At 50.8% G+C, this 26,607-nt stretch carries 20 protein-coding genes and 1 other RNA gene; 20 read left to right on the top strand and 1 reads right to left on the bottom strand.

Going from position 1 to position 26,607, the window contains the following annotated elements:
- The first annotated feature begins 44 nt into the window (after positions 1-44).
- The 19 genes from ACTNDI_RS02585 to queA all read left to right on the top strand — a co-directional run bounded on the left by ACTNDI_RS02585 (position 45) and on the right by queA (position 23,827).
- Positions 45-401 carry a cobalt transporter gene (locus ACTNDI_RS02585; protein WP_441099192.1) on the top strand — a complete coding sequence of 119 codons (357 nt, stop codon included), beginning with the start codon at positions 45-47 and terminating at the stop codon, positions 399-401.
- A 31-nt stretch (positions 402-432) separates the two neighbouring features.
- Positions 433-615 carry a CooT family nickel-binding protein gene (locus ACTNDI_RS02580; protein ID WP_441099191.1) on the top strand — a complete coding sequence of 61 codons (183 nt, stop codon included), beginning with the start codon at positions 433-435 and terminating at the stop codon, positions 613-615.
- Between the two features lie 231 nt (positions 616-846).
- Positions 847-1,614: a nucleotide-binding protein gene (locus ACTNDI_RS02575; protein ID WP_441099190.1), complete on the top strand. Its 768-nt coding sequence runs from the start codon at positions 847-849 to the stop codon at positions 1,612-1,614.
- Positions 1,615-1,802: 188 nt separating this feature from the next.
- Positions 1,803-3,692 (top strand): anaerobic carbon-monoxide dehydrogenase catalytic subunit, encoded by a 1,890-nt coding sequence (gene cooS, locus ACTNDI_RS02570; protein ID WP_441099189.1) that lies wholly within the window; start codon positions 1,803-1,805, stop codon positions 3,690-3,692.
- 212 nt (positions 3,693-3,904) lie between these two features.
- Complete coding sequence (locus tag ACTNDI_RS02565) at positions 3,905-4,690, top strand: nucleotide-binding protein (RefSeq protein WP_441099188.1); 786 nt, start codon at positions 3,905-3,907, stop codon at positions 4,688-4,690.
- A complete protein-coding gene (gene acsB, locus ACTNDI_RS02560; protein ID WP_441099187.1) occupies positions 4,687-6,810 on the top strand; it encodes an acetyl-CoA decarbonylase/synthase complex subunit alpha/beta in 2,124 nt (707 codons plus the stop codon). The genes ACTNDI_RS02565 and acsB overlap by 4 nt, the downstream gene beginning before the upstream one ends.
- 332 nt (positions 6,811-7,142) lie before the next feature.
- Positions 7,143-8,087 (top strand): acetyl-CoA decarbonylase/synthase complex subunit delta, encoded by a 945-nt coding sequence (gene acsD / locus ACTNDI_RS02555; RefSeq protein WP_441099186.1) that lies wholly within the window; start codon positions 7,143-7,145, stop codon positions 8,085-8,087.
- Positions 8,088-8,111: 24 nt separating this feature from the next.
- A complete protein-coding gene (gene acsC / locus ACTNDI_RS02550) occupies positions 8,112-9,464 on the top strand; it encodes an acetyl-CoA decarbonylase/synthase complex subunit gamma (RefSeq protein WP_441099185.1) in 1,353 nt (450 codons plus the stop codon).
- Positions 9,465-9,544: 80 nt separating this feature from the next.
- A complete protein-coding gene (gene acsE / locus ACTNDI_RS02545; protein ID WP_441099184.1) occupies positions 9,545-10,330 on the top strand; it encodes a carbon monoxide dehydrogenase/acetyl-CoA synthase methytransferase subunit in 786 nt (261 codons plus the stop codon).
- 309 nt (positions 10,331-10,639) lie between these two features.
- Entirely contained in the window at positions 10,640-12,568 is a 1,929-nt protein-coding gene (gene acsV / locus ACTNDI_RS02540) for a corrinoid activation/regeneration protein AcsV (RefSeq protein WP_441099183.1), read from the top strand.
- Between the two features lie 385 nt (positions 12,569-12,953).
- Positions 12,954-14,645 carry a formate--tetrahydrofolate ligase gene (locus ACTNDI_RS02535; protein WP_441099182.1) on the top strand — a complete coding sequence of 564 codons (1,692 nt, stop codon included), beginning with the start codon at positions 12,954-12,956 and terminating at the stop codon, positions 14,643-14,645.
- Positions 14,646-15,073: 428 nt separating this feature from the next.
- Complete coding sequence (locus ACTNDI_RS02530; RefSeq protein ID WP_441099314.1) at positions 15,074-15,736, top strand: cyclodeaminase/cyclohydrolase family protein; 663 nt, start codon at positions 15,074-15,076, stop codon at positions 15,734-15,736.
- 210 nt (positions 15,737-15,946) lie between these two features.
- Positions 15,947-16,801 carry a bifunctional 5,10-methylenetetrahydrofolate dehydrogenase/5,10-methenyltetrahydrofolate cyclohydrolase gene (locus ACTNDI_RS02525; protein ID WP_441099181.1) on the top strand — a complete coding sequence of 285 codons (855 nt, stop codon included), beginning with the start codon at positions 15,947-15,949 and terminating at the stop codon, positions 16,799-16,801.
- Positions 16,798-17,109: a hypothetical protein gene (locus ACTNDI_RS02520; RefSeq protein WP_441099180.1), complete on the top strand. Its 312-nt coding sequence runs from the start codon at positions 16,798-16,800 to the stop codon at positions 17,107-17,109. Before ACTNDI_RS02525 ends, ACTNDI_RS02520 begins: the two co-directional genes overlap by 4 nt.
- A 294-nt stretch (positions 17,110-17,403) precedes the next feature.
- A non-coding RNA gene (gene ssrS / locus ACTNDI_RS02515) (6S RNA) lies at positions 17,404-17,587 on the top strand.
- Between the two features lie 867 nt (positions 17,588-18,454).
- Positions 18,455-19,474 (top strand): phenylalanine--tRNA ligase subunit alpha, encoded by a 1,020-nt coding sequence (pheS, locus tag ACTNDI_RS02510; RefSeq protein WP_441099313.1) that lies wholly within the window; start codon positions 18,455-18,457, stop codon positions 19,472-19,474.
- Between the two features lie 187 nt (positions 19,475-19,661).
- On the top strand, positions 19,662-22,088 hold the full coding sequence (gene pheT / locus ACTNDI_RS02505; RefSeq protein WP_441099179.1) for a phenylalanine--tRNA ligase subunit beta: 2,427 nt from the start codon (positions 19,662-19,664) through the stop codon (positions 22,086-22,088).
- 19 nt (positions 22,089-22,107) lie between these two features.
- Positions 22,108-22,812, top strand: a complete 705-nt coding sequence (locus ACTNDI_RS02500; protein WP_441099178.1) for a histidine phosphatase family protein — start codon at positions 22,108-22,110, stop codon at positions 22,810-22,812.
- Positions 22,799-23,827, top strand: coding sequence for a tRNA preQ1(34) S-adenosylmethionine ribosyltransferase-isomerase QueA (gene queA / locus ACTNDI_RS02495; protein WP_441099312.1), 1,029 nt, complete (start codon positions 22,799-22,801; stop codon positions 23,825-23,827). Before ACTNDI_RS02500 ends, queA begins: the two co-directional genes overlap by 14 nt.
- Positions 23,828-23,921: 94 nt before the next feature.
- On the opposite strand, the gene ACTNDI_RS02490 is transcribed toward queA, so the two are convergent.
- Positions 23,922-24,788 (bottom strand): DegV family protein, encoded by an 867-nt coding sequence (locus tag ACTNDI_RS02490; protein WP_441099177.1) that lies wholly within the window; start codon positions 24,786-24,788, stop codon positions 23,922-23,924.
- 459 nt (positions 24,789-25,247) lie between these two features.
- Here ACTNDI_RS02490 and ACTNDI_RS02485 point away from each other — a divergent pair, with 459 nt between their 5' ends.
- Complete coding sequence (locus ACTNDI_RS02485; RefSeq protein ID WP_441099176.1) at positions 25,248-26,594, top strand: butyryl-CoA:acetate CoA-transferase; 1,347 nt, start codon at positions 25,248-25,250, stop codon at positions 26,592-26,594.
- The last annotated feature ends 13 nt before the right edge of the window (positions 26,595-26,607 follow it).

The raw sequence follows: 26,607 nt of genomic DNA, 5'->3' as shown, positions 1-26,607 counted from the left end.
TGCTTGTTTTTTTCAGCAATTGATCATTTCAGCGGAGGTCTCTCATGCATATTTTAAGAGATGAAAATGGAAATCTGATTCCTCACGGTGCGCACGATCATGATCACCACGATCACGATCATGCGGCAGCCTGTGATGCCGGATGCGGAAACTGTGAACCGGAAAGCGGGAAGTGCAAGGATCAGACATTTGCTTTACTGAACTATATGGTTCAGCACAACACACAGCACGCCGCGGAAGCGGAGAAGATGGCCGGCCAACTGGAGAATCAGGGACTGGCAGATGTTGCGGCACAGATCAGGGAGGGCGTCACCGAATATCAGAAGGGCAACATGTATCTGAATATCGCTCTGACACTTTATAAGGAACACCTGAAGGAAAAGGCCGGAGAGGAGCACTGACGCAGAAGACACAGCAAAGGAGTTGATAGAAATGTGTCTCGCAACCGTATATAAAGAAAGCGACAATACCGTAATCATGGAAAACACCGCACGAATCGATGTGGACGGTGATTTTGTGATTGTAGAAGATATTGTCGGAGAACAGACAAGAATTCAGGGCAGAATCAAGTGGGTGGATCTTGCGGCGAGCAAGGTTATGCTGGTCTGCGACTGATGAAGCGCGAACGCGCGAAATCCGAATATGCGCGGGCAGTGAGCCACATCCGCTCACACAAAGTGTAAAGCGGTGGGGTGAACGCCGCGACAGACCGACGAAGTCGGTCACCTGTAGGATTGCGGGAGTGCGAAGCACGGAGCAATCCGTAGCTTATACAGTATGTGGAACGATTTATCATATGGGCGTTTGCTGCAGATGCAGATAAGGAAACAGGAGGTGTAATCGCCAATGGCGCATGTGATTGCCGTTGCAGGCAAGGGCGGTGTCGGAAAGACGACACTGACTGCATTATTAATACAGTATCTCTGTAAGAGCGGGAAGGGTCCCGTGCTTGCGGTGGATGCGGATGCAAATTCAAATCTTAACGAAGTTCTCGGAGTCGAGGCACCGCCGACACTCGGAGAGATTCGTGAAGAGATCAATCATGCGGAGGATTTTGGAAGCAAGCTTCCCTCCGGAATGAGCAAGGCGGAGTACGCGCAGTTCCGTTTACAGGGCGCGCTCACAGAGGAGGATGATTTTGACCTCCTGGTCATGGGGCGTACTCAGGGGAAGGGATGCTACTGCTACGTCAACGGACTGCTTCAGACACAGCTTCAGAAGCTTCAGTCGAACTATCCCTACATTGTAGTGGACAATGAGGCGGGACTTGAACATATCAGCAGGGGCATTCTTCCAAGTATGGAGACGGCAATTCTTGTCAGTGACTGCTCCAGAAGAGGCGTTCAGGCTGCCGGAAGGATCAAGGATCTGATTGCAGAGTGTCATCTGAACCCGGAGAGAATCGGACTGATTGTCAACCGTGCTCCGAACGGAAAGCTCAATGAGGGCACAAAAGAGGAAATCGAGAAGCAGGGCCTGGAGCTGCTCGCGGTGGTTCCGGCAGATGATACCGTGTATGAGTTCGATTGCGATGGAAAACCATCTGTTGATCTCCCGGAGGATTCACCGGTAAGAGCTGCTCTGATGGAGGCAGTCAAAAAGCTGGGACTCTGAGATCCGGATGCGGGTAACGTACCGGAGGGGCGTAAGCCGGGTACGTATTTCATTTCGAATGCTGGCACAGGCGATGCAGTGGTTCTGCTGCCTGCGGCAGAGCGGTTCTGTGATGAGGGACCGCAGATAGATTATATTTTTGTTTAATTAACTTAATAAACCATTATACTTTTGAGGAGGACAAAAGCATGGCATTCAGACCGTATACGATCGAAGAACTCGAGGCGGCCACCAACAGATTATTGGAAACTGGCGCAAAAGTAGGAGCGGATTCCTATCAGGCCAGACTGAAGAATCAGACCCCGCACTGCGGATTCGGTGAGAAGGGAATCTGCTGCCGGATCTGCCGCATGGGCCCGTGCCGTATCACACCGAAGGCACCTCGCGGAATCTGCGGCTGCGACGCGCATGGAATTGTTGGAAGAAACTTCCTGCGTTTTGTAGCGGGAGGCGCTGCCACCCATTCAGATCACGGACGTTCCATCTGCTACACCCTTTACAATACAAAGCCGGAAGGCCCGTACACCGTGAAGGATCCTGAGAAACTGACCCGTATCGCGAAGGAGTGGGGCGTTGAGACTGAGGGAAAGGATATCTATGACCTCGCTCACGAGGTTGCGTACATGGCAATGGAGGAGTACGGAAAGGTATTCGGCACGCAGAGATGGCTGTCGAGAGCTCCGGAGCACACCAGAGAGCTCTGGCACAAGGCGGAGATTGAGCCGAGAGCAATCGACCGTGAGATTTCCTGCTCCATGCATATGACACATATGGGCAACTCCTCTCTGCCGGAGGCACTGATCCGTCAGTCTCTGAGAGCCGGAATGTCCGACGGATGGGGCGGTTCCATGGCCGGAACCGAGTTCTCCGATGTTCTGTTCGGAACACCGAAGCCGGTTGACACAAGCGCGAACCTTGGCGTAATGGTCGAGGAGAACGTAAATATCGTTGTACACGGACACGATCCGGCACTTTCCGAGCTTGTCTGTGACTATGCGGAAGATCCCGAGATGATCGAGCTCGCCAAGAGCGTCGGCGCAAAGGGAATCACCGTATCCGGCGTGTGCTGCACATCCAATGAGGTTGCGATGCGCCGCGGAATCCCGATGGCAGGAAACTTCCTGCAGCAGGAAAATGTAGTTCTGACCGGAGCCTGCGAGGCGATTGTTGTTGATGTTCAGTGTATCTTCCCGGCACTTGGACCCCTGTCCAAATGCTTCCACACAAAGTTCATCACAACTTCTCCGATTGCCAGAATGCCAGATTCCGATTTCATCGAGTTTGATGTAGATGACGCGGATAAGCAGGCAAAGCTGATCGTTGAGACGGCTGTGAAGAACTTCAAGAACAGAAAACCGGAGCTTGTACATATCCCGCAGCTGAAGACAAAGGCAACCGTCGGATATTCTGTTGAAGCAATCAAGAAACAGCTCAACGTGGTTACAAACTCTCAGGTGGACGAGCTGGATACGCTTCAGCCGCTGGTTGACTGCATCACATCCGGTGTTATCCGCGGATGCGTTGCGATGGTCGGCTGCAATAACCCGCGTGTTCGTCCGGATACCGCTCACATCGGGCTGATGAAGAAGCTGATCGAGAACGATATTCTGATTGTCGCATCCGGATGTTCGGCACAGGCAGCGGCAAGAGTCGGACTCATGGATAAGGAGGCAAAGGAGATCTGCGGAACCGGTTTGAAGACCGTTTGTGAACTCGCAGACATCCCGCCGGTTCTTCATATGGGATCCTGCGTAGATATCAGCCGTATGTGCGTACTGGTATCGGATCTGGCAAAACAGGCTGGCTGCAATATTTCTCAGCTTCCTGTTGTCGGCTGCGCTCCGGAATGGATGTCCGAAAAGGCAGTATCCATCGGAAACTATGTGGTTGCTACCGGAATTGATACCTTCCTTGGAGTTGAACCTGGAGTATCCGGATCGGATCAGATCACTGACCTTCTTACCGGTGGAATCCGCGACTGGGTTGAGGCTGCATATACCTTCGAGCCGGATATCGATAAGCTTGGTGACGAGATGATCGAGAGAATCGAGGAGAAGAGAAAAGCACTCGGAATCTGATCAAAAGCCGCACAGACAGATTTACAAATGCAGGCCGGCGCACCCGGATGCGGGACGCCATAGAAAAGTATCAGCTGCGGATCGCTTCGTGACCTGCATCTTCGCGGGTTCCGGGGCTGTCCGCCGCTGTTTCCGGCTGCTTTTGCGCAGATTATCCGTGTGATAAGAACGTGAGCGGCCGGAATTATTCAGCAGAGTTGGAGGCTTTATTAATGAAGATAGCGATCACCGGAAAAGGCGGCGTCGGCAAGACCACGTTTGCGGCAACACTGGCCAGGATGTATGCGGATCAGGGCAATGGGGTGCTTGCGGTGGATGTGGATCCGGACGCAAACCTTGGACTGGCGCTCGGTTTTTCAGAAGACGAACTCGACCAGATCGTTCCGATCACAAAGATGCGTGAGCTGATTAATGAGAGGACTGATCTGGACGAAATTACGAATATGTACAAGCTGAATCCGAAGGTTGATGATCTTCCGGATAAGTTTGCAAGAGAGAAGAACGGCGTGAAGCTTCTTCTTCTCGGAACCGTAGATACAGCGGGCCGCGGGTGCGTCTGCCCGGAGCACGTGCTGCTCCGAAGACTGATTCATCATCTGATGCTTCGCAGCAACGATGTGGTGATCATGGATATGGAGGCAGGACTGGAGCATCTCGCAAGAGGAACCACAAAGGGAATGGACCAGTTCATTGTCGTGATCGAACCGGGGGCGAGGAGCATTCAGACATACAAAAATGTAAAACGGCTTGCCGCTCAGCTTGGCATCAACGATGTCAATGTAGTGGCAAATAAGATCCGTGACGAGAAGGATGAAGAATTTATCCGATCCCGGATACCGGAGGAAAATATCCTCGGATTCATACACTATAATACGGATATCATGGATGCCGACAGGCAGGGCTGTTCACCGTATGATTACAGCAGGCAGCTCCTTGAAGAAGTTAGTTCTATTAAAGAAAAAATAGATCAAATAAAAAACGCGGAGGTAGAAAAATGACTTTATTTGATGTGATTTTTCAGGGAAATGATGCAGTTTACGGACTGACAGAAAAGGCCGTAGACGATGCCATCGCAAAGTATGGCGCAGACAAAAAGGTAGGCTTTCCGGGGACTGCATACAGCATTCCGTGCTATTATGCTGTTACAGGAACCAAGGTCGGCACACTCGGCGAGCTGAAAGATGCGCTTGCGGTTGTCAAGACACTTATGACAAGAGGGGCAAAGCTGAATGACGCTCTGATGTCCGGTGTAGCAACGGCTCTTCTTGCGGAGTTCATCGAGGTTCTCAAGTATATCGATAACGATACGCCATATGAGGCTCCTTACACAGGTCATCTGCCGGATCCGGTTATCCGTGAGCTCGGTGTTCCGCTTGTTACCGGAGACATTCCAGGCGTTCCGGTTATCATCGGTGAGGCTCCGACAGCAGAAGAGGGCGCAGCCCTTGTTAAATCCTATCAGGAGCAGGGACAGCTCGTTACACTGGTCGGCGGAATCATTGATCAGTGCGCGCAGCAGAAGGTTAAGATGGGCGCTAATGTCCGTGTAATCCCGCTTGGCAAGGATATCACAGCTGTTGCACATGTCGTTTCTGTCGCGATCCGTGCGGCTCTGATCTTTGGCAACATCAAACCGGGTGACGCCGCAGGACTCATGGCATATACCAAGGAGCGCGTTCCGGCATTTGTCAATGCTTTTGCTCCTCTGAACGAAGTTATCGTGGCTGCCGGCGCCGGCGCGATCGCGCTTGGATTCCCGGTTATCACGAACGAGGATACCTTCGCGGTTCCGGAATGCCTGATTCCGAAGGTCCCGGTAGAAAAGATGAATGCTGCTTCCCTGGAAGCGAGAAACATCAAGATCAAGATTACAAAGGTAGATATTCCGGTTTCTTTCGGCTCCGCGTTCGAAGGTGAAATCGTACGCCGCGGTGACATGCAGGTTGAGTTTGACGGTTCCCGTGTGGATTGCTGCGAGCTCGTACATATGAAGGATCCGTCAGAGGTTGAGGATCACTCCTTCGAGCTGATCGGACCGGACTTCGATGAATTCCCGGTCGGCAGCAAGCAGTCTATCGCCTATGTGGTTGAGGTTGCCGGAAAGAACATGCAGGCAGACTTCGAGCCGGTATTTGAGCGTAAGTTCCATTCTTACCTCAACTGCATCGAGGGTCTGATGCACACCGGTCAGCGTGATATGATCCGTATCCGTATCAGCAAGGATACCTTCAATGCCGGCTTCCGCGCAAAGGATCTTGCAGAGGTTCTGTACACCCAGATCAAGAACGAATTTGCCGCTGTTGTAGACAAATGTCAGGTAAAGATTTACACCAAGCCGGAGGACTGCACAAGAATTCGTCATGAGATTGCCATTCCGATGTTTGACAAGCGTGACGAGAGACTGTCGAGCATGACTGATGAGGCAGTTGATGTATATTACAGCTGCATCATGTGTCAGGCATTCTCTCCGAGCCATGTATGTATCGTAACTCCGGAGCGTCTTGGACTGTGCGGAGCCGTATCCTGGTTCGATGCAAAGGCAACGCATGAGCTGGATCCGAACGGACCCTGCCAGGTTGTTACAAAGGAGCGCCCGATCGATGAGAGAATCGGTGAGTATGAGGATGTAAACGAGGCAGTCAAGAAGTTCTCCCAGGGTGCGCTTGATGATGTATCTCTGTATTCCATTATGGAGAAGCCGATGACATCCTGCGGATGCTTCGAGTGTATCTGCGGTATTGAGCCGTTCTCCAACGGTGTCTGCATCGCAAACCGTGAGTATGCAGGTCAGACTCCTCTCGGAATGACATTCTCAGAGCTCGCTTCCATGACAGGCGGCGGTGTTCAGACACCGGGCTTCATGGGACATGGCAAGCATTTCATCGCATCCAAGAAGTTCATGAAGGCAGAGGGCGGAATTGCCAGAATCGTATGGATGCCGAAGGATCTGAAGGATCAGGTTGCGGATGCTGTCAATAAGACCGCGAAGGAACTGTACGGAATCGACAACTTCTGTGATATGATCGCGGATGAAACCGTTACGACCGATCCTGAGGAGCTGGTTGCATGGCTGACCGAGAAGGGACATCCGGCACTCAGCATGGATCCGATGATGTAATTCGTTGATCAGGCTGGTCGGAAAAGGCGTTTATGGGGACGCCTTTTCCGGCAGGCTTTTTTACGCGAACAGTGAGCCGCAGCCGAATGCGAAGTATTCGTGTGCGGCGAGCGTCGCGATAGCGAGATAAAACTCGCGCAGCGTGTTTTATCTCGTTGTGGTATTTCACCTGTCAGGATGGAATATTGATGCATTTTTTGGTATGATAGAAGGGTAACAATTCCGGCATCGCAGAAGCTGCCTGTGTATTTTTGCTGACAGATAACCTGGCGGAGCCGGCAGAAGTTTAAGATTGTTATACTATTTTTACTCGCTTAGGAGGAACAAGAGAAATGCCGTTTAACCGTAAAGCACACAAATTCAATGCCTCTATTAATGAGGTTGAAATCGGAACAGGCGACAAGGCGATCAAGCTCGGAGGGGAGAATACATTTCCTTTCTACAGCTTTGACGGGTCGCTCGGCTCCGGCCCGAAGATCGGCGTTGAGATCACAGATCTTGGTCTTGACGGAGAGCCGGATGGCGTAAAGGCTTATTACGCGGGATGCAATACCATCGGCGAAATCGCCAAGAAGGCAGCACAGATGCCCGGCGGAGATTTTGTCGTACTTCGTTTGGCTGGCGGAGATCCGAACGGAGCAAACAAATCAGTGGATGATCTGGTAGCGGTTGCAAAGGAAGTTGCCGATGCCATCGACACTCCGCTGGTTGTGGAAGGCTGCAAGAACGTTGAGAAGGATGCGGATCTTCTCGCGAAGGTTGCGGGAGCCCTTCAGGGAAAGAATATTCTGGTAATGTCAGCGAAGGAAGAGAACTACAAGGCAATCGGCGCAGCTGCGGGCCTTGCTTACGGTCAGAAGGTCGGAGCAGAATCCGCGGTTGATATCAACCTTGCAAAACAGCTGAACGTAGTAATGACGCAGCTCGGCGTTCCGGCATCCAGTATCGTGATGAATACCGGTTCCGCAGCGGTCGGATACGGCTTTGATTACACGATTTCCACATTTGACCGTGTACGTGCGGCGGCACTCGGACAGGATGACAAGATGCTTCAGATGCCGATCATCACACCGGTTGCTTCCGAGACATGGGCAGTGAAGGAATCTACGGCTGCAGAGGAAGATGCTGATGAAGGATGGGGACCGGTTGAGGCCCGCGGAATTTCCATGGAGGTTCAGACCGCGACAGCCTGCCTTGTTTCCGGTTCTGATGCTGTAATTTTGAAACATCCGGAATCTGTTAAAACAATTTCCAGGTTAATCAAGGAATTAGTCTAAGAGAGCAGAGGAGGATAAAGAATTATGGCATTAAGTGGTATTCAGATTTTCAAACTGACCCCGAAGAAAAACTGTAAGGAATGCGGATGCCCGACATGTATGGCATTCTCCATGAAGGTAGCGCAGGGCGCAAAGCAGATCAGTGAGTGCCCGCATATGTCTGCAGAGGCTCTGGAGCAGCTCTCTGAGGCAACTGCTCCGCCGATGAAGACGATTAAGGTAGGAGCGGGAGACAGCGAGCATACGCTCGGCGGAGAGACGGTTCTGTACAGACATGAGAAGACCTTCGTAAATAAGACTGTTTACGCGGCAAACATCTGCACCTGCATGGATGACGCGGAGATCGATGCAAAGCTCGCACAGGTTCCTTCTGTAGACTACGACCGTATCAACGAGCGTATGTATACAGAGATGATCAATGTAAACTTCGGTAAGGATACGACACCGGAAAGATTCGCTGAGGTGGCAAAGAAGGCTGCAGCGGTTCGCCCGGTTATCCTTTCCGTAAAGGATGAGGCAGCGGCAAAGGCTGCACTGGATGCGGTTAAGGATACCAAGCCTGTGCTTGACGGAGCGGACGCTTCCAACTACGAGGCATTCAGCAAGCTTGCGACCGATGCCGGTGTTGTGCTTGGTGTCGGTGGTACTAGTATCGACGAGCTGTATGATACCGTTCAGAAGCTTGAGAAGCTTGGCAATAAGAACCTGATTCTCGATGTGACAATGGATTCCATCAAGGCTACGTTTGAGGCTGCTGTTATTATCAGACGTGCGGCACTGGCAGACGGAGACCGCAGCTTCGGATATCCGTCCATTGTAAAGGTCAACAAGCTGACCGATGACAGAGAGCTTCAGCAGTCTCTCGTTGCTCTGTTCACACTGAAATACGGCTCCATCGTCGTTGTGGACACCATGGATTACGCTATGGCCCTTCCGCTCTACGGACTGCGTCAGAACCTGTTCACTGATCCGCAGAAGCCGATGAAGGTCGCACCGGGAATCTATCCGATCAACGGAGCAGATGAGAACTCTGTATGCCTGACGACCGTTGACTTCGCTCTTACGTACTTCCTTGTATCCGGTGAGCTGGAGAGATCCGGAGTACCCTGCAATCTGATTATTTCCGATGCCGGCGGACTTTCCGTACTGACATCCTGGGCTGCAGGAAAGCTCTCCGCAACCTCCATCTCCAAGTACATCCAGGAGAACGTTGAGGGCAAGATCAAAAATCGTACCCTTATCATTCCTGGTAAGGTCGCTGTTCTGAAGGGAGATCTTGAGAACAAGCTTCCGGGCTGGAAGATTGTAGTGGCTCCTCTTGAGGCAGTTCAGCTTGTGAAGTTCCTGAAGGATATGAAAGCAAACGGAGAGATCTGATCTCTTCGGGCAGGGTGGACAGCAGTTATGCTGCCCGTCCCGCGGCAAAATCTATATAAAAGTATAAAGGAGACAAAAACATGGCAAAATTCGTTACAATCGGTGAACGCATCCATTGCATTTCCCCGGCAATCCGCAGAGCTATGGACAACAAGGAGCCGGAGGCTATTCTGAAGCGTGCAAAGGAGCAGATTGACGCAGGCGCTACGTATCTTGACGTTAACATCGGACCTGCTGAGAGCAACGGACCGGAGCTTATGAAATGGGCGGTTGAGCTTATTCAGAGCAATTTTGACAACGTTCCGCTTGCGCTGGATACCTCCAACAAGGCAGCGATTGAAGCGGGAATTTCCGTTTACAACCGTTCCAAGGGCAAACCGATCGTGAACTCCGCGGATGCAGGAGACCGCATGAGCAACATCGACCTTGCTGCGGCAAATGATGCAATTGTTATCGCACTTTGCTCCAACGGACCGATCGCTGCCGATAACGATGAGCGTATGATGCATTGCCAGAATATGCTTGAACACGGCATGGAGCTCGGTATGGAAGCTGAGGATCTCTGGTTTGATCCGCTGTTCGTCGTTGTAAAGGGAATGCAGGACAAGCAGATGGAGGTTCTGGAGTGCATCAAGATGTTCTCCGATATGGGACTGAATTCTACCGGCGGTCTTTCCAACAACTCCAACGGAATGCCGAAGAACATCCGCCCGATCATGGATTCTGCACTTGTTGCCATGGCAATGATGCAGGGTCTTACCTCTGCAATTGTGAATCCGTGCGATCAGAGACTGATGGAGACAATCAAGTCCTGTGATGTATTCAAAGGCAACACACTGTATGCAGATTCCTATCTGGAGCTGTAATCACAGAGGATGGAAAAACAGGCTCCGGGAAGAATACTTCCCGGAGTCTGTTGCTGTATAAGGCTGTCGTCAAGCGGAAAGCTTTTGTGCATGTGAAGCATGGTAAGAAGTCCGGAACGGAAACAACGATGAATTTTACACAGGATAAAAGTCTCTCTGCATGCGAAGCATGCTCGGAAAACAGCATACATATTGTGGTGTCCTGCTTGCGGGGCAAGTGGTGACACGGGGCTGATACAGCCGGATAACCGGTGTGATAACCGCCGGATCCGTTACCGGAGAGAGAACAGTAGAAGGTGGAGGTAAGGTATGTACAAGATTACATTTGTGACAGAGGAAGGCAGCCGGACGGAAGCCTTTGCAAATGATGGAGAAACGATTCTGTCTGTAGCGCAGAAGAGTAATGTCGCGATTGACGCACCCTGTTCCGGGAATGCTTCGTGCGGAAAGTGCCGGGTAAAAATCGTGTCAGGGGAAGTGGAGTCCAGGCAGACGCGGCACATCACGGATGAGGACTATGCGGCAGGATGGAGACTGGCCTGCGCCAGCAAGGTGATCGGGGATGTCACAGTTGAAGTTCCGGATATTGCTTCCGCCTACAAGAGCAGAATGCGGGTCGCGGATTTGAGTTCTCCTGCTGAGCTGAAAATCTTCCGGGATGCGACGGATCAGGTAAAGAAGGCGGGGATTGAGTACCGGAATAATATGGATGTCATCGAGATCCGGATGGATGCTCCGACGCTGGATGATACCAGGCCGGACAATGAGAGAGTTGTGGATGCGATCGAGGAGAAAACCGGGATTGAGAAAGTGAGCCTGCCTTATTCTGTCATGCGGAAAATGGCGCATGTCCTCCGGGTGAGCGATTTTCATGTGAAATGTGTCGTCCGGACGACCGGGAAAAATGTGTTTGTATATGACATGCTTCCGGCCTCCGTTGATGTTGTGATTGGCGGACTTGCGGTTGATATCGGTACCACTACGGTTTCCGCGGTGCTGCTGAATATGAAGACCGGAGAAATCCTCGGAAAGGCGTCATCGGGCAACGGTCAGATCCGTTATGGAGCAGACGTCATCAACCGGATCATTGAATCTCAGAAACCGGGAGGTGGTAAAAGACTCCAGGACGCGGTGATCAAGGAAACGATCAATCCGCTGATTCAGGAAATCTGCCGGGCGGCAAAATTTCCGAAGAGCCACATCTACCGAATGGCTGTCGCGGGAAATACGACGATGAACCATCTTCTGTTCGGCGTCGATGCGGATCCGATCCGAAAGGAACCCTATATTCCGACGTTCTTCAAGACGAATTCACTGTTTGCCTCGGATATCGGAATCGACATTCACCCGGATGCACACATCATTCTGGCTCCGAATATCGGAAGCTATGTGGGAGGCGACATCACAGCAGGAGCGTTCATCAGCATGATCTGGAACCGTCCGGAGATGTCGCTGTTCATTGATCTTGGAACGAACGGAGAGCTGGTGCTGGGAAATTCCGATTTTCTCGTGAGCTGCGCATGTTCAGCAGGACCCGCGTTTGAGGGAGGCGATATCAGCTGCGGTATGCGCGCGACAGACGGCGCGATCGACGCGATCACGATCGACAAGGAGACGATGGAGCCGACGCTCAGCATCATTGGAGATAAGGGGCAGAAGCCGGTCGGCCTGTGCGGATCAGGGCTGATTGACACTATCGCTGAGCTGTATATCAACGGGATTATCAATCCGAAGGGAAAGTTTGTCCGTGAGGGGGAGAGAATCCGACACGACAAATACGGAATGGGAAGCTATGTCATTGCATATGAGAAGGATGCAGACAGCGTTAAGGACATTGAAATCACAGAGGTTGACATCGACAACTTCATCCGTGCGAAGGGAGCCATTTTTTCCGCGATCCGCACGATGCTCAGGCAGCTGGAGCTTCCTGTCGAAGTTATCGATGATGTATATGTGGCAGGCGGAATCGGCAGTGGCATAAACATGAAAAACGCGGTTACGATCGGAATGTTTCCGGACATACCTCTTGAGAAATTCCATTACATTGGCAATTCCTCTCTGACGGGTGCGTACAGCATGCTGCTGTCGGGAGATGCTGAACGAAAGGTGTATGAGATTGCGCGCAGCATGACTTACATGGAACTTTCCACAGTGAATACGTATATGGATGAATTCGTCGCATGCTGTTTCCTGCCGCACACGGACAGCACGCTGTTCCCGTCCGTAAAGCTCAGATGACGGCAGAAATCTTTAATTGGGCAAATTGTACAAATAATTTCAAAAAGATTCCGCAAAGATCACGGACGGTCTGATTGTTATTTATTTCACACAAATATTGGTTAGACTGAACAAAAAACAGGAGATTGAGTCAAAAAGATATGATTCAATCTCCTGTTTTTTGTAGGAGATTGCACAATTTTTGAGGAAAATTATTTGCGCCAGAACGAGAAAATGACAGTAAATAAAAGATATAAAAGCATACATGATTGAATTATATTAAATATAATTAGAAATAACAGAATAATATTAAAAAAAGAAGTAGATGACTATTGTAAACTGTGTTACAATAATTACCGGTACAGTATAGTATATGAGATGCTGTCTTAAAGGAGGATATTTTAGTATGGGCTACAAATCAGACATTGAGATTGCTCAGGAATGTGTAATGGATCCGATCTCGAAGGTCGCTGAAGCAGCGGGTATCGACGAGGAGTATCTGGAGTACTACGGAAAGTATAAGGCGAAGATCTCCGACAAATTAATGGACAAACTGGATAAGCCGGACGGAAAGCTGGTTCTTGTCACCGCAATCAATCCGACTCCGGCAGGCGAGGGCAAGACAACGACTTCCATCGGTTTGATTGATGCCCTTTCCAGATTAGGCAAGCATCCGGTAGGTGCGATCCGTGAGCCTTCGATGGGACCTGTATTCGGTGTCAAGGGCGGAGCCGCAGGCGGCGGCTATGCTCAGGTTGTGCCGATGGAGGACATTAATCTTCATTTTACCGGCGACATGCATGCCATCGGAGCTGCGAACAACCTTCTCGCGGCAATGGTAGACAATTCCATTCAGCAGGGAAATCCGTTCAACATTGACCCCAGAAAGGTGATCTGGAGACGCTGCGTAGATATGAACGACCGTCAGCTCAGAAACGTAATCGATGGTCTTGGAACCAGACTTGACGGTGTTCCGCGTTCTGACGGATTTGATATCACCGTGGCTTCTGAGGTTATGGCTACCTTCTGTCTTGCAAAGGATCTGATGGATCTGAAGAAGAGATTGTCAAAGCTTATCGTCGGCTACACCTATGGCAAGGCTTCAGAGGAGAAGCCGGTTACAGCCGGAGATCTCGGCGCAGCCGGAGCAATGACCGCCCTTCTGAAGGATGCGATCAAGCCGAACCTGGTTCAGACGCTGGAGCATACGCCGGTTCTGGTTCATGGAGGCCCGTTCGCCAATATCGCGCACGGCTGCAACTCCGTTATCGCTACACGCACAGCTCTGAAGCTCGGTGATTACTGTGTGACAGAGGCCGGATTCGGCGCGGATCTGGGAGCGGAGAAGTTCCTGGATATCAAGTGTCGTTTTGCAGGCCTTAAGCCAAACGCGGTTGTGATTGTCGCTACCGTTCGTGCTCTGAAGTACAACGGCGGAGTCGCAAAGGCGGATCTGAACAATGAAAATCTTGAGGCTTTGGAAAAAGGCCTTCCGAACCTGCTCAAGCATGTAAGCAATATCAAGAACGTATATCATCTTCCCTGCGTGGTTGCGATCAATGCGTTCCCGACCGATACAAAGGCGGAGCTTGATCTTGTTGAGGAGAAGTGCAAAGAGCTCGGCGTAAATGTCTGCCTGTCCGAGGTATGGGCTAAGGGCGGCGAAGGCGGTATTGATCTTGCCAAAGAGGTGGTACGTCTCTGCGAGCAGGACAATTCCACATTCACCTACAGCTATGAGCTTGAGGGTACCTCAATCGAGGATAAGCTGAATGCCATTGTTCAGAAGGTATATGGCGGAGATCATGTTGAATTCACAGCGAACGCGAAAAAGCAGCTGAAGAAGCTGGAAGATGCGGGATACAGCAATGTTCCGATCTGCGTGGCGAAGACACAGTACAGTCTCACGGATGATCCGACCAGACTCGGCGCACCGAGCGGTTTTGTTGTAACAGTCCGTAATTTGAAGATTTCGGCGGGAGCAGGCTTTATTGTAGCGCTTACCGGTGAAATCAGCACAATGCCGGGACTTCCGAAGCATCCGGCGGCAATGGACATCGATGTGGATGAGAACGGCAAGATCACAGGCCTGTTCTGAGATGACCTTCTGCGTCCGGCTGATCCGGTAAAGCTTATAGGGACTGTACTTTCATGTACAGGGTGAAATAACCAGTGTGCCTGCGGTTTTCTTGCTGTTCAACGGCAGTTGCCGCGGGCACATTCTGTATCTGCGCGGGCGGAAAACCGCAGCCGGGGCAAAGAGGATCAGAGGTCGGGATAATGTTACGAAATCCGCGGAGTGTACCTTATCTCGTCAGCTAAAAGATAAACGTCCAATACATTGTGCCATGAGCTGTATTAATTTATAAAATCTATAATGAAGGTCCGGATTTATATGCGCTGCGGATTCCGCGACGGGTGATCTGTTTGCGTTTCCGGATAATGAATAACGGATGGTGTATGTAGTGATCTAACGTTTCAGAATCAGAAAAGGAGGCAGACTATTCAGTGAGTGATGAAAAAGTAATGAATCAGAAGGATTCAGCGGGACAGACTTACAGATTCACAGATCTTTCCTGCGAAGAGTTTACGGAAAAGCTTTCCTCGAAGGCTCCTGTACCCGGCGGCGGCGGAGCTTCAGCTCTTGTAGGCGCCCTTGGGGCGGCGCTCTGCAACATGGTGGGGAATCTCACGGTTGGCAAGAAGAAATATAAGGATGTTGAAGCGGAGATTCTGGATCTGATGGAAAAGGTCACGAAACTTCAGCAGGAGCTGCTCGAGTGCGTGGAGGAGGATGCAAAGGCGTTTGCTCCGCTGGCAGCCGCATACGGGCTTCCTCACGCGACGCCTGAAGAGCAGGCACATAAGGCGGAAGTTCTTGAGGAATGTCTGAAGGGCGCATGCAGCGCGCCGATGCAGATCATGCACAAGATCTGTCGCGTGATCTCTATGATCCGTGTCTTCCAGACGAAGGGATCGGTTCTTGCGGTAAGTGATGCGGGAGTTGCGGCGGCTCTCTGCAGCGCGGCTCTCCGGGGAGCGAGTCTGAATGTGTACATCAACACGGGATCCATGAAGGACCGGGAGTACGCGGAGATGCTGAACAGAGATTGTGATGAGATGCTGGACATCTATTGCTCCCTGGCGGATCAGATTTATCAGGAAGTACTCCGGAAGCTGAATCCGTGACAGGGTTCACTGTATCGACAGACCTCTTGCAATTTCATGGAGAAGAAGAGGCCGGAGTGATCTCTGCATGTGAAGAAGAGGCCGGAATGGTCTGTCAGATCTTGTGACGTGGAGTCAAAGAGACGAGCGTGACCTTTTAAACCTGTGGAAATGCAGAGCTTTGGGCGGCAATACGAATCAATATCATTATAGAAAGAGGGATTGACAGAAATGGCAAAACAGTTATTGGGCAAGGAAGTAAATGCGGATCTGAACCAGCAGATCATTGACCGGGTCAATGCGCTGAAGGAAAAGGGGGTCGTTCCCACCCTCGGAATCATTCGTGTAGGCGAAAAGGACGCGGATCTGTCATATGAGCGCGGTGCAACTAAGCGGTGTGAAAAACTCGGCGTGGAATACAAGAAATTTGTATTTCCCGAGAACGTTTCTCAGGAAGAGCTGATGGGCGCCATCGATCAGGTGAACAAGGACAGTTCGATTCACGGAGTGCTGATTTTCCGTCCGCTGCCGAAGACGCTGGATGAGAAGGCGGTCATTGCGGCTCTCGATCCGGAGAAGGATATCGATGGAATCACAGACGGATCCATGGTAGGTGTCTATACTGGTCAGAAAAAGGGCTTTCCTCCCTGCACAGCACAGGCGGTAATGGAGATCCTCAGACATTATCAGGTGGATCTGAAGGGAAAGAAGGCTGTCGTCATCGGAAGAAGCCTGGTTATCGGAAAGCCGGTTGCAATGATGCTGCTGAAGCAGAACGCGACCGTTACCATCTGCCACACCAAGACAAAGGATATGGCAGCGGAGGCGAGGGAGGCGGATGTTCTTGTGGTCGCAGCGGGACACCGTGACGTTGTCGATGACACTTTTGTGAGACCGGGACAGATGGTAATCGATGTGGGTATCAACGTGAATGACGAGGGGAAACTCTGCGGAGATGTTTCTTACGACAAGGTGGAGCCGATTGTTGATGCGATTACACCGGTGCCGGGAGGCGTGGGAAGCGTAACGACATCTGTTCTTGTAAGCCATGTTGTTGAGGCGGCTGAAAGGAGTCTTGAGAAATGAGTGCATTCGATGAGAAATTCGGGGAATTGAAGAATTCCGCGAAAGAGCTCGGAAGCAGAATCGGGAAGGGTGCGCAGGATCTCGGAAGCGCGGCTTCCACCAAGGCAAAGCTTGAGATGGAGAAAGCAAAGCTTAAGGATATCTATGCGGAGCTGGGCTCGCTTTATTACAGAGAAAACAAGGATACACCGCCCTTTGAATACTCGGATCTGTTCGAGAGAATTGAGAAGGGAGAACAGGCTGTCGCCGATTATGAGGAGATCATCGACAAGAACCTCAAAAACTTGAAAAAACAGGAACAGTCCTGAGCTGTGGCGGTATTCCGTAACGCAGGGTCAGGCATACGCCGGAGAGATGATTTATTCGATTGCTCCTGGTTAGAAGATGCTTTTTGCAATTGAAAAACAGAGAACAATCATATATAATCTAATTAGATGAAGCGGTCGGCAAATTCACCACTAGTCATATGAAGTGGTCAGCAGATATAACGTTTATCTGGAGGATTGCGAGAACGCAGAGCACGGAGCAATCTGAAGCCTGTACAGAGTGTGGTAGAATGGATCGCATTTCAGTTTAATGAATAACACGAAATGTTGAAATGAATTTTCCTGGGGTGTTCGATCCCCTGTCTATTATGAACCTACATTTACTTTAAAACGGGATTCCTATATCAAGGTACGGCTGTCAGGCCTCCGTTTGCAGAGGAAGGCAAAAGTACGTTTGCGGTTGCCCACCTGGAATTTATTTCTAGGAGTCAAATGGCAGGAACGGCATTTCGGGTCGGAGGAGAGTGTATGCTCTCCTCCCTTTTTTTACGCGAGCGTCGCGATAGCGAGATCTGCAAGTTCGGCGCTTTCGTTGGCATGACCGGGCGATCGTATGGTCTCCCCTTTTTTGCGAGAGCTGAAAGAGGAAATAAATCCACCACATACATTTTATGCCGTTTTTCTTGACACTGTTAGGGGAAGAAGCTAGAATAACAGGCAGTGAAAAGCGTTGAAGACGTATGTATGGGTATATTGACCCGCAGAGAGGAAGGATCGATGGCTGAAAGTTCTTCCGGGCTCCGGTATATTCAGAGTTTCGCGTCGGAGCTTCTTTTCTGAACGCCGGAGTTTTTCCGGCCGGTAGGATCAGACGTGTCTGCACGTTACAGCAGCTATGAGTGTCCGTTTTTTCTGTGTGGAGAACAGCCTGCGGCAGCAGGGAGAATCATGCGGGAGAATCGGGAATCAGGGTGGTACCGCGAGAGTTTTGCCTCGTCCCTAGACAGGGATGGGGCTTTTTTTACGCGAACAGTGAGCCGCAGCCGAATGCGAAGTATTCGTGTGCGGCGAGCGTCGCGATAGCGAGATAAAACTCGCGCAGCGTGTTTTATCTCGTTGCGCTTCTGTTTTCAGCTGAAGGAGCGGCATTCAGACGGAAATAACATTTTTTCGTCGGAAGGCGGCCTGGCCTTGACCGGAATGCAGCATTTGTCGGAAGCCCGTTGACAGGAATGGTGCCGGCGGCCTTCCAGTGATGCGGAGGAGTTACCGGTAAGACAGCGATGGGGCCCTGCCCGGGCGGTGAATCAGAGAGCACCGCTGAAGTATCATGTAAAGATCAAAAAAGATCAAAAATGAAAGAGGAAAAACAATGAGTGATGTAAGCATGAAGGAAAAACTGGAAGCGATTGTCGGCAAGACATTGGAGAGCCTTCGGGAAGCTCACACTCCGGATGCGTTGAACGAGATCCGTGTCAATGTACTTGGAAAAAAGGGTGAGCTGAAGAATCTGATGAAAGCCATGAAGGATGTGGCGCCGGAGGATCGTCCGAGGGTCGGGCAGCTTGTCAATGAGGCGAGAGATACAATTTCGGAGAAACTGGATGAGGCAAGGCAGAAGATTGAACTGGAGCAGATGAATCTGCGTATGAAGCAGGAGACCATCGATGTGACGCTTCCGGCGAAGAAGGCTGAGATTGGTCATCGTCATCCGAACACAATCGCACTCGAAGAGATGGAGAGAATCTTTGTCGGAATGGGATACGAGGTCGTGGAAGGACCGGAAGTTGAGTACGATGAGTATAATTTCACAAAGCTGAATATTCCGGCGAACCATCCGGCAAAGGACGAGCAGGATACCTTCTACATCACAAAGGACATCGTGCTGCGTACGCAGACGTCTCCGGTTCAGGCCAGGAGAATGGAGCAGGGGAATCTGCCGATCCGTATGATCTCTCCGGGACGGGTATTCCGTGCGGACGAGGTAGATGCCACCCATTCTCCATCCTTCCATCAGGTGGAGGGCCTTGTCATCGACAAAAATATTACATTCTCAGATCTCAAGGGCACACTGGAAGAGTTCGCAAAGGAAATCTTCGGACCGGACACGAAGACAAAATTCCGTCCGCATCACTTCCCGTTTACAGAACCGAGTGCAGAGATGGATGTCAGCTGCTTCAAGTGTGGTGGAAAGGGATGCCGGTTCTGCAAGGGCGAGGGATGGATCGAAATCCTCGGATGCGGAATGGTTCATCCGCATGTACTGGAAATGTGCGGCATTGATCCGGAACAGTACACGGGCTTTGCGTTCGGAGTTGGACTTGAGCGTATCGCACTTCTGAAGTATGAAATTGATGACATGCGCCTTCTGTACGAGAACGATGCGCGGTTCCTGAAGCAGTTCTGATGATCCGGAGAGATAGAAACGGAACATGGATGCGCCGGGTTCAGAGAAATAAAAGACTGAGGCATGGATAAAGCCGCAGGCATGGATAAAGCCGCAGGTGAGGATAAAGCCGCAGGCGAGGATAAAGCCGCAGGTGAGAATAAAGCACAGGCGAAGACAAAACCCTGATCAGATATAGGAGAGAAAAATGAATACATCTTATTCATGGATAAAAAAATACGTACCGGATCTTGATGTCACCCCGCAGGAATATTTTGATGGGATGACGCTTTCCGGAACAAAATGTGAGACCTACGAGGTACTGGATAAAAATCTGAAAAATATTGTGGTCGGACAGATCCGGTCGATCGAGAAGCATCCGGATGCCGACCATCTGGTGATCTGCCAGGTGGACATCGGGACCGGGACGATACAGATCGTGACCGGTGCGCCCAATGCACATGAGGGCATGCTGACTCCGGTTGTCCTTCCTGGAGGAAAAGTCGCCGGCGGACATGACGGAGGCGCGCTTCCCGAGGAAGGCATCGAGATCAAGGACGGTATGCTCCGCGGAGTTCCATCGCACGGAATGATGTGCTCGATTGAGGAGCTTGGAAGTTCGAGAGAATTCTATCCCGAGGCGCCGGAGAACGGAATCTATGAGTTTTCAGAGGATGACGGGGTGAAGCCCGGCGATGACGCGATTGCAGCGCTCGGGCTTCACGATGTGAACTTCGAATATGAAATTACCTCGAACCGTGTGGACTGCTACAGCGTGATTGGTATCGCGAGGGAAGCGGCAGCTACCTTCCATCAGAAATTTTACCCGCCGGTGATCAGGGAGACGGGCAACAACGAGGATGTCAATGACTATATCAGGGTAACCGTTGAGGACCAGACTCTATGCCCGCGCTATACGGCAAGAGTCGTGAAAAACATTCATCTGGCACCGTCGCCGAAGTGGATGCAGAGATGTCTCGCTTCAAACGGCATCCGTCCCATCAATAATGTCGTGGATATCACGAACTATGTGATGGAGGAATACGGGCAGCCGATGCACGCTTACGATCTCGATACGATTGCCGGAAAGCATATCATCGTGAGACGGGCAGATGACGGGGAGAAATTCACCACTCTGGACGGAAAAGAATACACACTGGATTCCTCGATTCTGACGATCCGTGACGATGAGAAGGCAGTAGGCCTGGCCGGAATCATGGGAGGTGAAAATTCCATGATTACGGACAGTGTACACACCATGCTTTTTGAAGCGGCCTGCTTTGACGGTACCAATATCCGTCTTTCCTCAAAAAAGATTGGAAACCAGACGGATGCATCCAGAAAATTTGACAAGGGCCTCGATCCGAATACTGCCCTTGAAGCGATGAACCGCGCCTGCATGCTTATCGAAGAGTTCGGGGCAGGAGAGGTAGTCGGCGGAGCCATTGATATCTACCCGGTTAAACGAGAAGAGTCGAGAGTTACGTTTGAGCCTGACAAAATCAACCGCCTTCTGGGCACGAACCTTTCAGCGGAGGAGCAGCTGAAGTATCTTGCCTCTGTGGAACTCAGATATGATAAGAAGACGAATGAGATCGTGGCTCCGACCTTCCGGCAGGATATTCACAGAACCTGCGATATTGCGGAGGAAGTCGCGAGATTCTTCGGTTATAATAATATCCCGACGACACTTCCGACCGGAGAGGCAACTACTGGAAGACTGTCCTTCAAGAACAGGGTTGAGGCCAAGGCAAGAGACGTGGCAGAGTACTGCGGATTTTCTCAGGGCATGTGCTACTCCTTCGAGAGTCCGAAAGCCTTCGACAAGCTTCTGTTCCCGGAGGATGACCCGGTCAGAAAGGCTATTGCGATTTCCAACCCGCTTGGTGAGGATTTTTCGATCATGCGGACCACTTCTCTGAACGGCATGCTGACATCCCTGGCGACCAACTACAACCGGCGCAACAAAGATGTCCGTCTCTACGAGCTCGGAAATATATATATCCCGAAGGAACTTCCGCTGAAAGAACTTCCGGACGAGAGAATGCAGTTTACTCTGGGCTTTTACGGCAAGGGCGACTTCTACGATATGAAAGGTGTGGCAGAGGAATTCCTCGGACAGATCGGCATGCATGACAGGGTAGAATACGATGCGAAAGCCGGAAAACCGTTCCTTCACCCCGGACGCCAGGCACTGATCCGATATGACGGAAATATTATCGGGTATCTCGGCGAAGTTCATCCGATGGTACTGAAAAACTACGGAATCGGTGAGCGCGCATATGTGGCTGTACTTGATATGCCGGAGATCCTTCCGTTCGCTTCCTTTGATCGTAAGTTTGAGGGGATTGCGAAATTCCCCGCGGTAACCCGTGATATATCCATGGTAGTTCCGAAGGAAATCGAAGCGGCAGTTATTGAGAAAATGATCCGCCAGAGGGGCGGAAAAATCCTGGAGGATCTGAAGCTGTTCGATATCTATGAGGGAGAACAGGTTGAGGCAGGACATAAATCCATGGCTTATTCGCTGACATTCCGTTCCAGAGAAAAGACGCTGGAGGAGTCGGATATCGCGGCATCAATGAAGAAGATTCTGAACGGACTGTCAGGTCTCGGCATCGAACTCCGGCAGTAATGTAAGAGGAGAGGTAAAGGTGAAAATATACGCAATCCGGCATGGCGAAACATCCTGGAACAAAGAAAGACGACTGCAGGGGCAAAAGGGCAGTGATTTGGACAGCGAGGGAGTATTGCTCGCGGAGATGACGGCGGAAGCACTTCGGGAAGTGAAATTTGATATCTGCTACACAAGTCCTCTGGTTCGTGCCCGTCATACGGCTGAAATTATTCTCGCGGACCGCAAGGTTCCGGTGATTCCGGAGCCGAGAATTGAGGAAATCGGATTCGGAGTCTGGGAAGGATTGTGCTGCGATGCGGATCATCCGGAGAGAATGCAGATTCCGCTGCATGAGTATATCCGGTTTCAGGAGGATCCGCTTCATTATATTCCGCCAGCGGGCGGGGAACGGATACAGGATGTTCTGGAGAGAACTCATAGTTTTTATGAGGAGCTGATTCACAACCCCGATCTGCAGGACAAAACCGTACTGGTATCCTCACATGGCTGCGCCGTCCGCGCTTTTCTGAACAATGTATACGAGGACAAAAAAGATTTCTGGCACGGAGGTGTGCCGATGAACTGCTCCGTCAGCATTATTGACGTGGAAAACGGAGTGGGAAGGCTGGAGGCATCGGATCAGGTATTTTATCCGAAAAAATACTATCACAGTTTTTACAAGCATCCGTCAGATGCCGGTGATCAGAAGGAGAAAAAGAAACATGCCGATGAAAACAAGTGATTTCTATTACGACCTGCCGCAGGAACTGATTGCCCAGGACCCGCTGGAGGACAGAAGTTCCTCCAGACTGATGTGCCTGAACAGAGAGACCGGAGAGGTGCGGCACGAACACTTCACACAGGTGATAGATCATCTGACAGATAAGGACTGTCTGGTCATCAATGATACAAAGGTGATTCCTGCCCGTCTTTACGGGACCAAGAAGGATACTGGCGCGGTGATCGAGGTTCTGCTTCTGACACGGAAGAAGGATAATATATGGGAGACGCTGGTGAAGCCCGGAAGGAAATGCAAGGTTGGAACGGAACTTGTTTTCGGACACGAGGGAATCCTGACAGGCACCGTCGTTGATGTGACGGAAGACGGAAACCGGTTTATTCAGTTTCATTATGAGGGAATTTTCGAGGAAATTCTGGACAAGCTCGGAGAGATGCCTCTTCCGCCGTACATCAAACACAAACTGAAGGACCGCACCAGATATAATACCGTCTACGCGAAGAATGACGGATCGGCAGCGGCACCGACGGCAGGGCTTCATTTTACAAAGGAACTGCTTCAGCAGATCCGGGACAAGGGCGTGAAGATTGCGCATGTGACGCTTCATGTGGGCCTCGGCACCTTCCGTCCGGTAAAGGTGGAGGATGTCACGAAGCATCAGATGCATTCCGAGATGTATATTGTAGAGCCGGATCAGGCAAAAATCATCAATGATACGAAGGCAGCAGGAGGCCGGGTGATCTGTGTGGGCACAACCAGCTGCCGCACACTGGAATCCGCGACAGATGAGAATGGAATCCTTCAGCCGGGCAGCGCCTGGACCAGCATCTTTATCTATCCGGGCTATCAGTTCAAGATCATGGACGGACTGATCACGAATTTTCACCTCCCGGAATCCACACTGATCATGCTGGTATCCGCGTTTGCGGGTAAGGACAATATCATGAATGCGTACCGCATCGCTGTGCAGGAAAAATATCGCTTCTTCAGCTTCGGGGATGCGATGCTTATAGAATAATAGCAAAATCTCATTATTTGCGGTTTGCGGCCGCCTGTGGCCGTAAACACGATTAAGGGCGGCTGTTTTGCTTATGCAGAACAGCCGCCCAAGCTTATACAGTGACCGCAGCGATGCCCATGGCACCTTTTCCGCCGTGGCAGGAAATGGTGCAGCCGGTCATGACATACTCAGTATTCCGGAATCCACTCTCGATGGCGATTTCCTTCATGCGGTCCAGAACATCCTGAGCGAGTCCCTTTCCGTACATCAGATACAGGGTATCCTTGCGGCAGTCATAACGGCTGAGAAAATCCCGATAGAACTTATCGACAATCTTGCGCATGGAACCCCGGTATTTCCTGGTTGCGATCAGGTGACCGGTGCTGTCAATCTCGATCAGAGGTTTCAGATTGAGGATGTTGGCGGCAATGTATGAGGCATTGGATACTCTTCCGCCAGCCCGCAGATATGCGAGTGTCGCCGGGATGAACTGGCATTCGATATGATCTGAGATGGATCGGAGTTCATCCGCGAAGGCGCTGTAATCGGTGATATGCTCCCCGCGTTCCCGGATCAGACGGTATGCTTCTGAAATGTAAGCGGTGCAGCCTCCGGATACAGACTTTGTATCAATCAGATAGACATCCTGAAAACCCTCGTCATCAATGGCAAGCCGGGCGTGGTCATATGTGCTTGATGCGGCGGCAGAGTAGGCAAAGTGATAAATCACACATCCGGGATGCTCTTCCTGCAGCTTGTGGAAAAAGTCGATGTATTCGCCTTCATTTACCGCGGATGTCGTCGGTATCCTCCCGGTTTCGTCAAAATAGTCAAAAACGCGGTCAATCGGAAAATGACCGTCGTCAAATGACTCGCCGTTCATAATGACATGCATTGGAACAACATGGATCTGATATTTTTGTACAAGTGATTCCGGAAGATCGGATCCGCTTTCTGTTGATATGAGAATCTCTCTCATATATATTCTCCTGTCCAGCGCCATGAATTTGAGTTGTTGCAGACGCTTAAACTCAGTATATCCTTTTTCGAAAGAAATGAACAGTGCAAAGCAGGAATTTTCGCTGTTCTTGCTGTTCCGGTCAGACTGTTGGTGGAAAATTGTTCCGTTTGTGGTGCTTCCTTCGGCAGGGCTGTTCCATGAAGACTGCCCTTGAGGTGTGGCGGATAATGTGAAAAAACTGTCTTTTCTAACTGTGATTGGTAACCAATGCAAAATTATATACAGAACCGGATGTAAACGGAAAATGGAGGAGGCGAAGAAACAGAAAGACAATAGCGGGAAAAGAAAATAGCAGAAAAATAATTTACATCTGTCACAAAAATGGTAAAATACAGATAGGTTGTTAAAAAAATATCATAAAAACGCGATCCCTGAAAATGGAAACGGAAAGGCGTCTGGAAGAGGAGGAATGAGCTGATGAATTACGATGAAAAGTATAAAGAGAAACTGGTAACGGCCGAGAAAGCAGCTTCCGTGATAAAGAGCGGCGACTGGGTTGATTACGGATGGTGTGTCGGTACGAATGTCGCGGTTGATAAAGCTCTGGCAAAGAGAATGCCTGAGCTTCATGACGTGAACATCCGCGGCGGTGTTCTCTGTCATGCTCCGGCTATCTTCGGAATTGAAAATCCGGCGGAGCATTTTATCTGGAACAGCTGGCATATGAACCCGGTGGAGAGACATTCGGTCTCCAAAGGTTTCTGTTTTTATACGCCGCTTCGTTATTCTGAGCTGCCGCGCCTCTACAGAGAAAGCACGATGCCGCTGAATGTGGCAATTTTTCAGGTATCGCCAATGGACAAACACGGCTACTTTAATTTCGGTCCCTGCGCGAGTCAGATGAGCGCTGTTGTGGAGACGGCAGATATCGTAATCGCAGAGGTGAACAAAAACATGCCGGTATGCCTCGGAACCCGGGATAATTACGTGCACATCGACCAGATCGATATGATCGTCGAGGGAGATGATCCTGCGATTGACGAGGTGCCGGCAGGAGGAGAGGCCAGCGATGTGGATAAGGCGGTCGCGGAGCTTGTGGTACCGGAAATTTCGGACGGCGCCTGCCTGCAGCTGGGCATCGGCGGAATGCCGAACGCGATCGGCAAAATGATTGCAGAAAGTGACCTGAAGGATCTTGGTATACACACGGAGATGTATGTGGATTCCTTTGTAGATATGGCAGAGGCAGGCAAAATTAACGGATCAAAGAAGAACATTGACCGGGGGCTTCAGGTATACGCTTTCGGCGCCGGTACCAGAAGAATGTACGATTATCTGGACGGAAATCCGGAATGTATGGCTGCCTCTGTCGGATATGTCAACGACATCGATACCATCGGCGCGATTGACAATTTTATCTCTATTAATAACGCTGTGGACATTGATCTTTACGGACAGGTTAACGCCGAGAGCGCAGGGATCAAGAATATTTCGGGAGCCGGCGGACAGCTTGACTTTGTACTCGGAGCGTATAAATCCAGGGGCGGCAAGAGCTTTATCTGCCTGTCGTCCGCGTACAAGGACAAAAAGACCGGGGAGATCAAGAGCCGGATCCGTCCGACGCTGACCCCGGGAAGCGTGGTTACAGATACCCGCGCGAACACGATGTATATCGTGACCGAATATGGAAAGGTCTGCCTGAAGGGGCTCTCCATGTGGCAGAGAGCGGAACAGCTGATCAATATCGCACATCCGAAGGTACGGGATGAACTGATCCGTGAGGCGGAGAAAATGAACATCTGGAGACGGTCCAATAAGAGATGACATGCGGCGGCGA

This window comes from Bilifractor sp. HCP3S3_D3 (genome assembly GCF_052063915.1).
Classification (GTDB): Bacteria; Bacillota; Clostridia; order Lachnospirales; family Lachnospiraceae; genus Bilifractor.
Note: the sequence above shows the minus strand (reverse complement) of the source record. Positions and strands in the feature narration are given on the sequence as shown.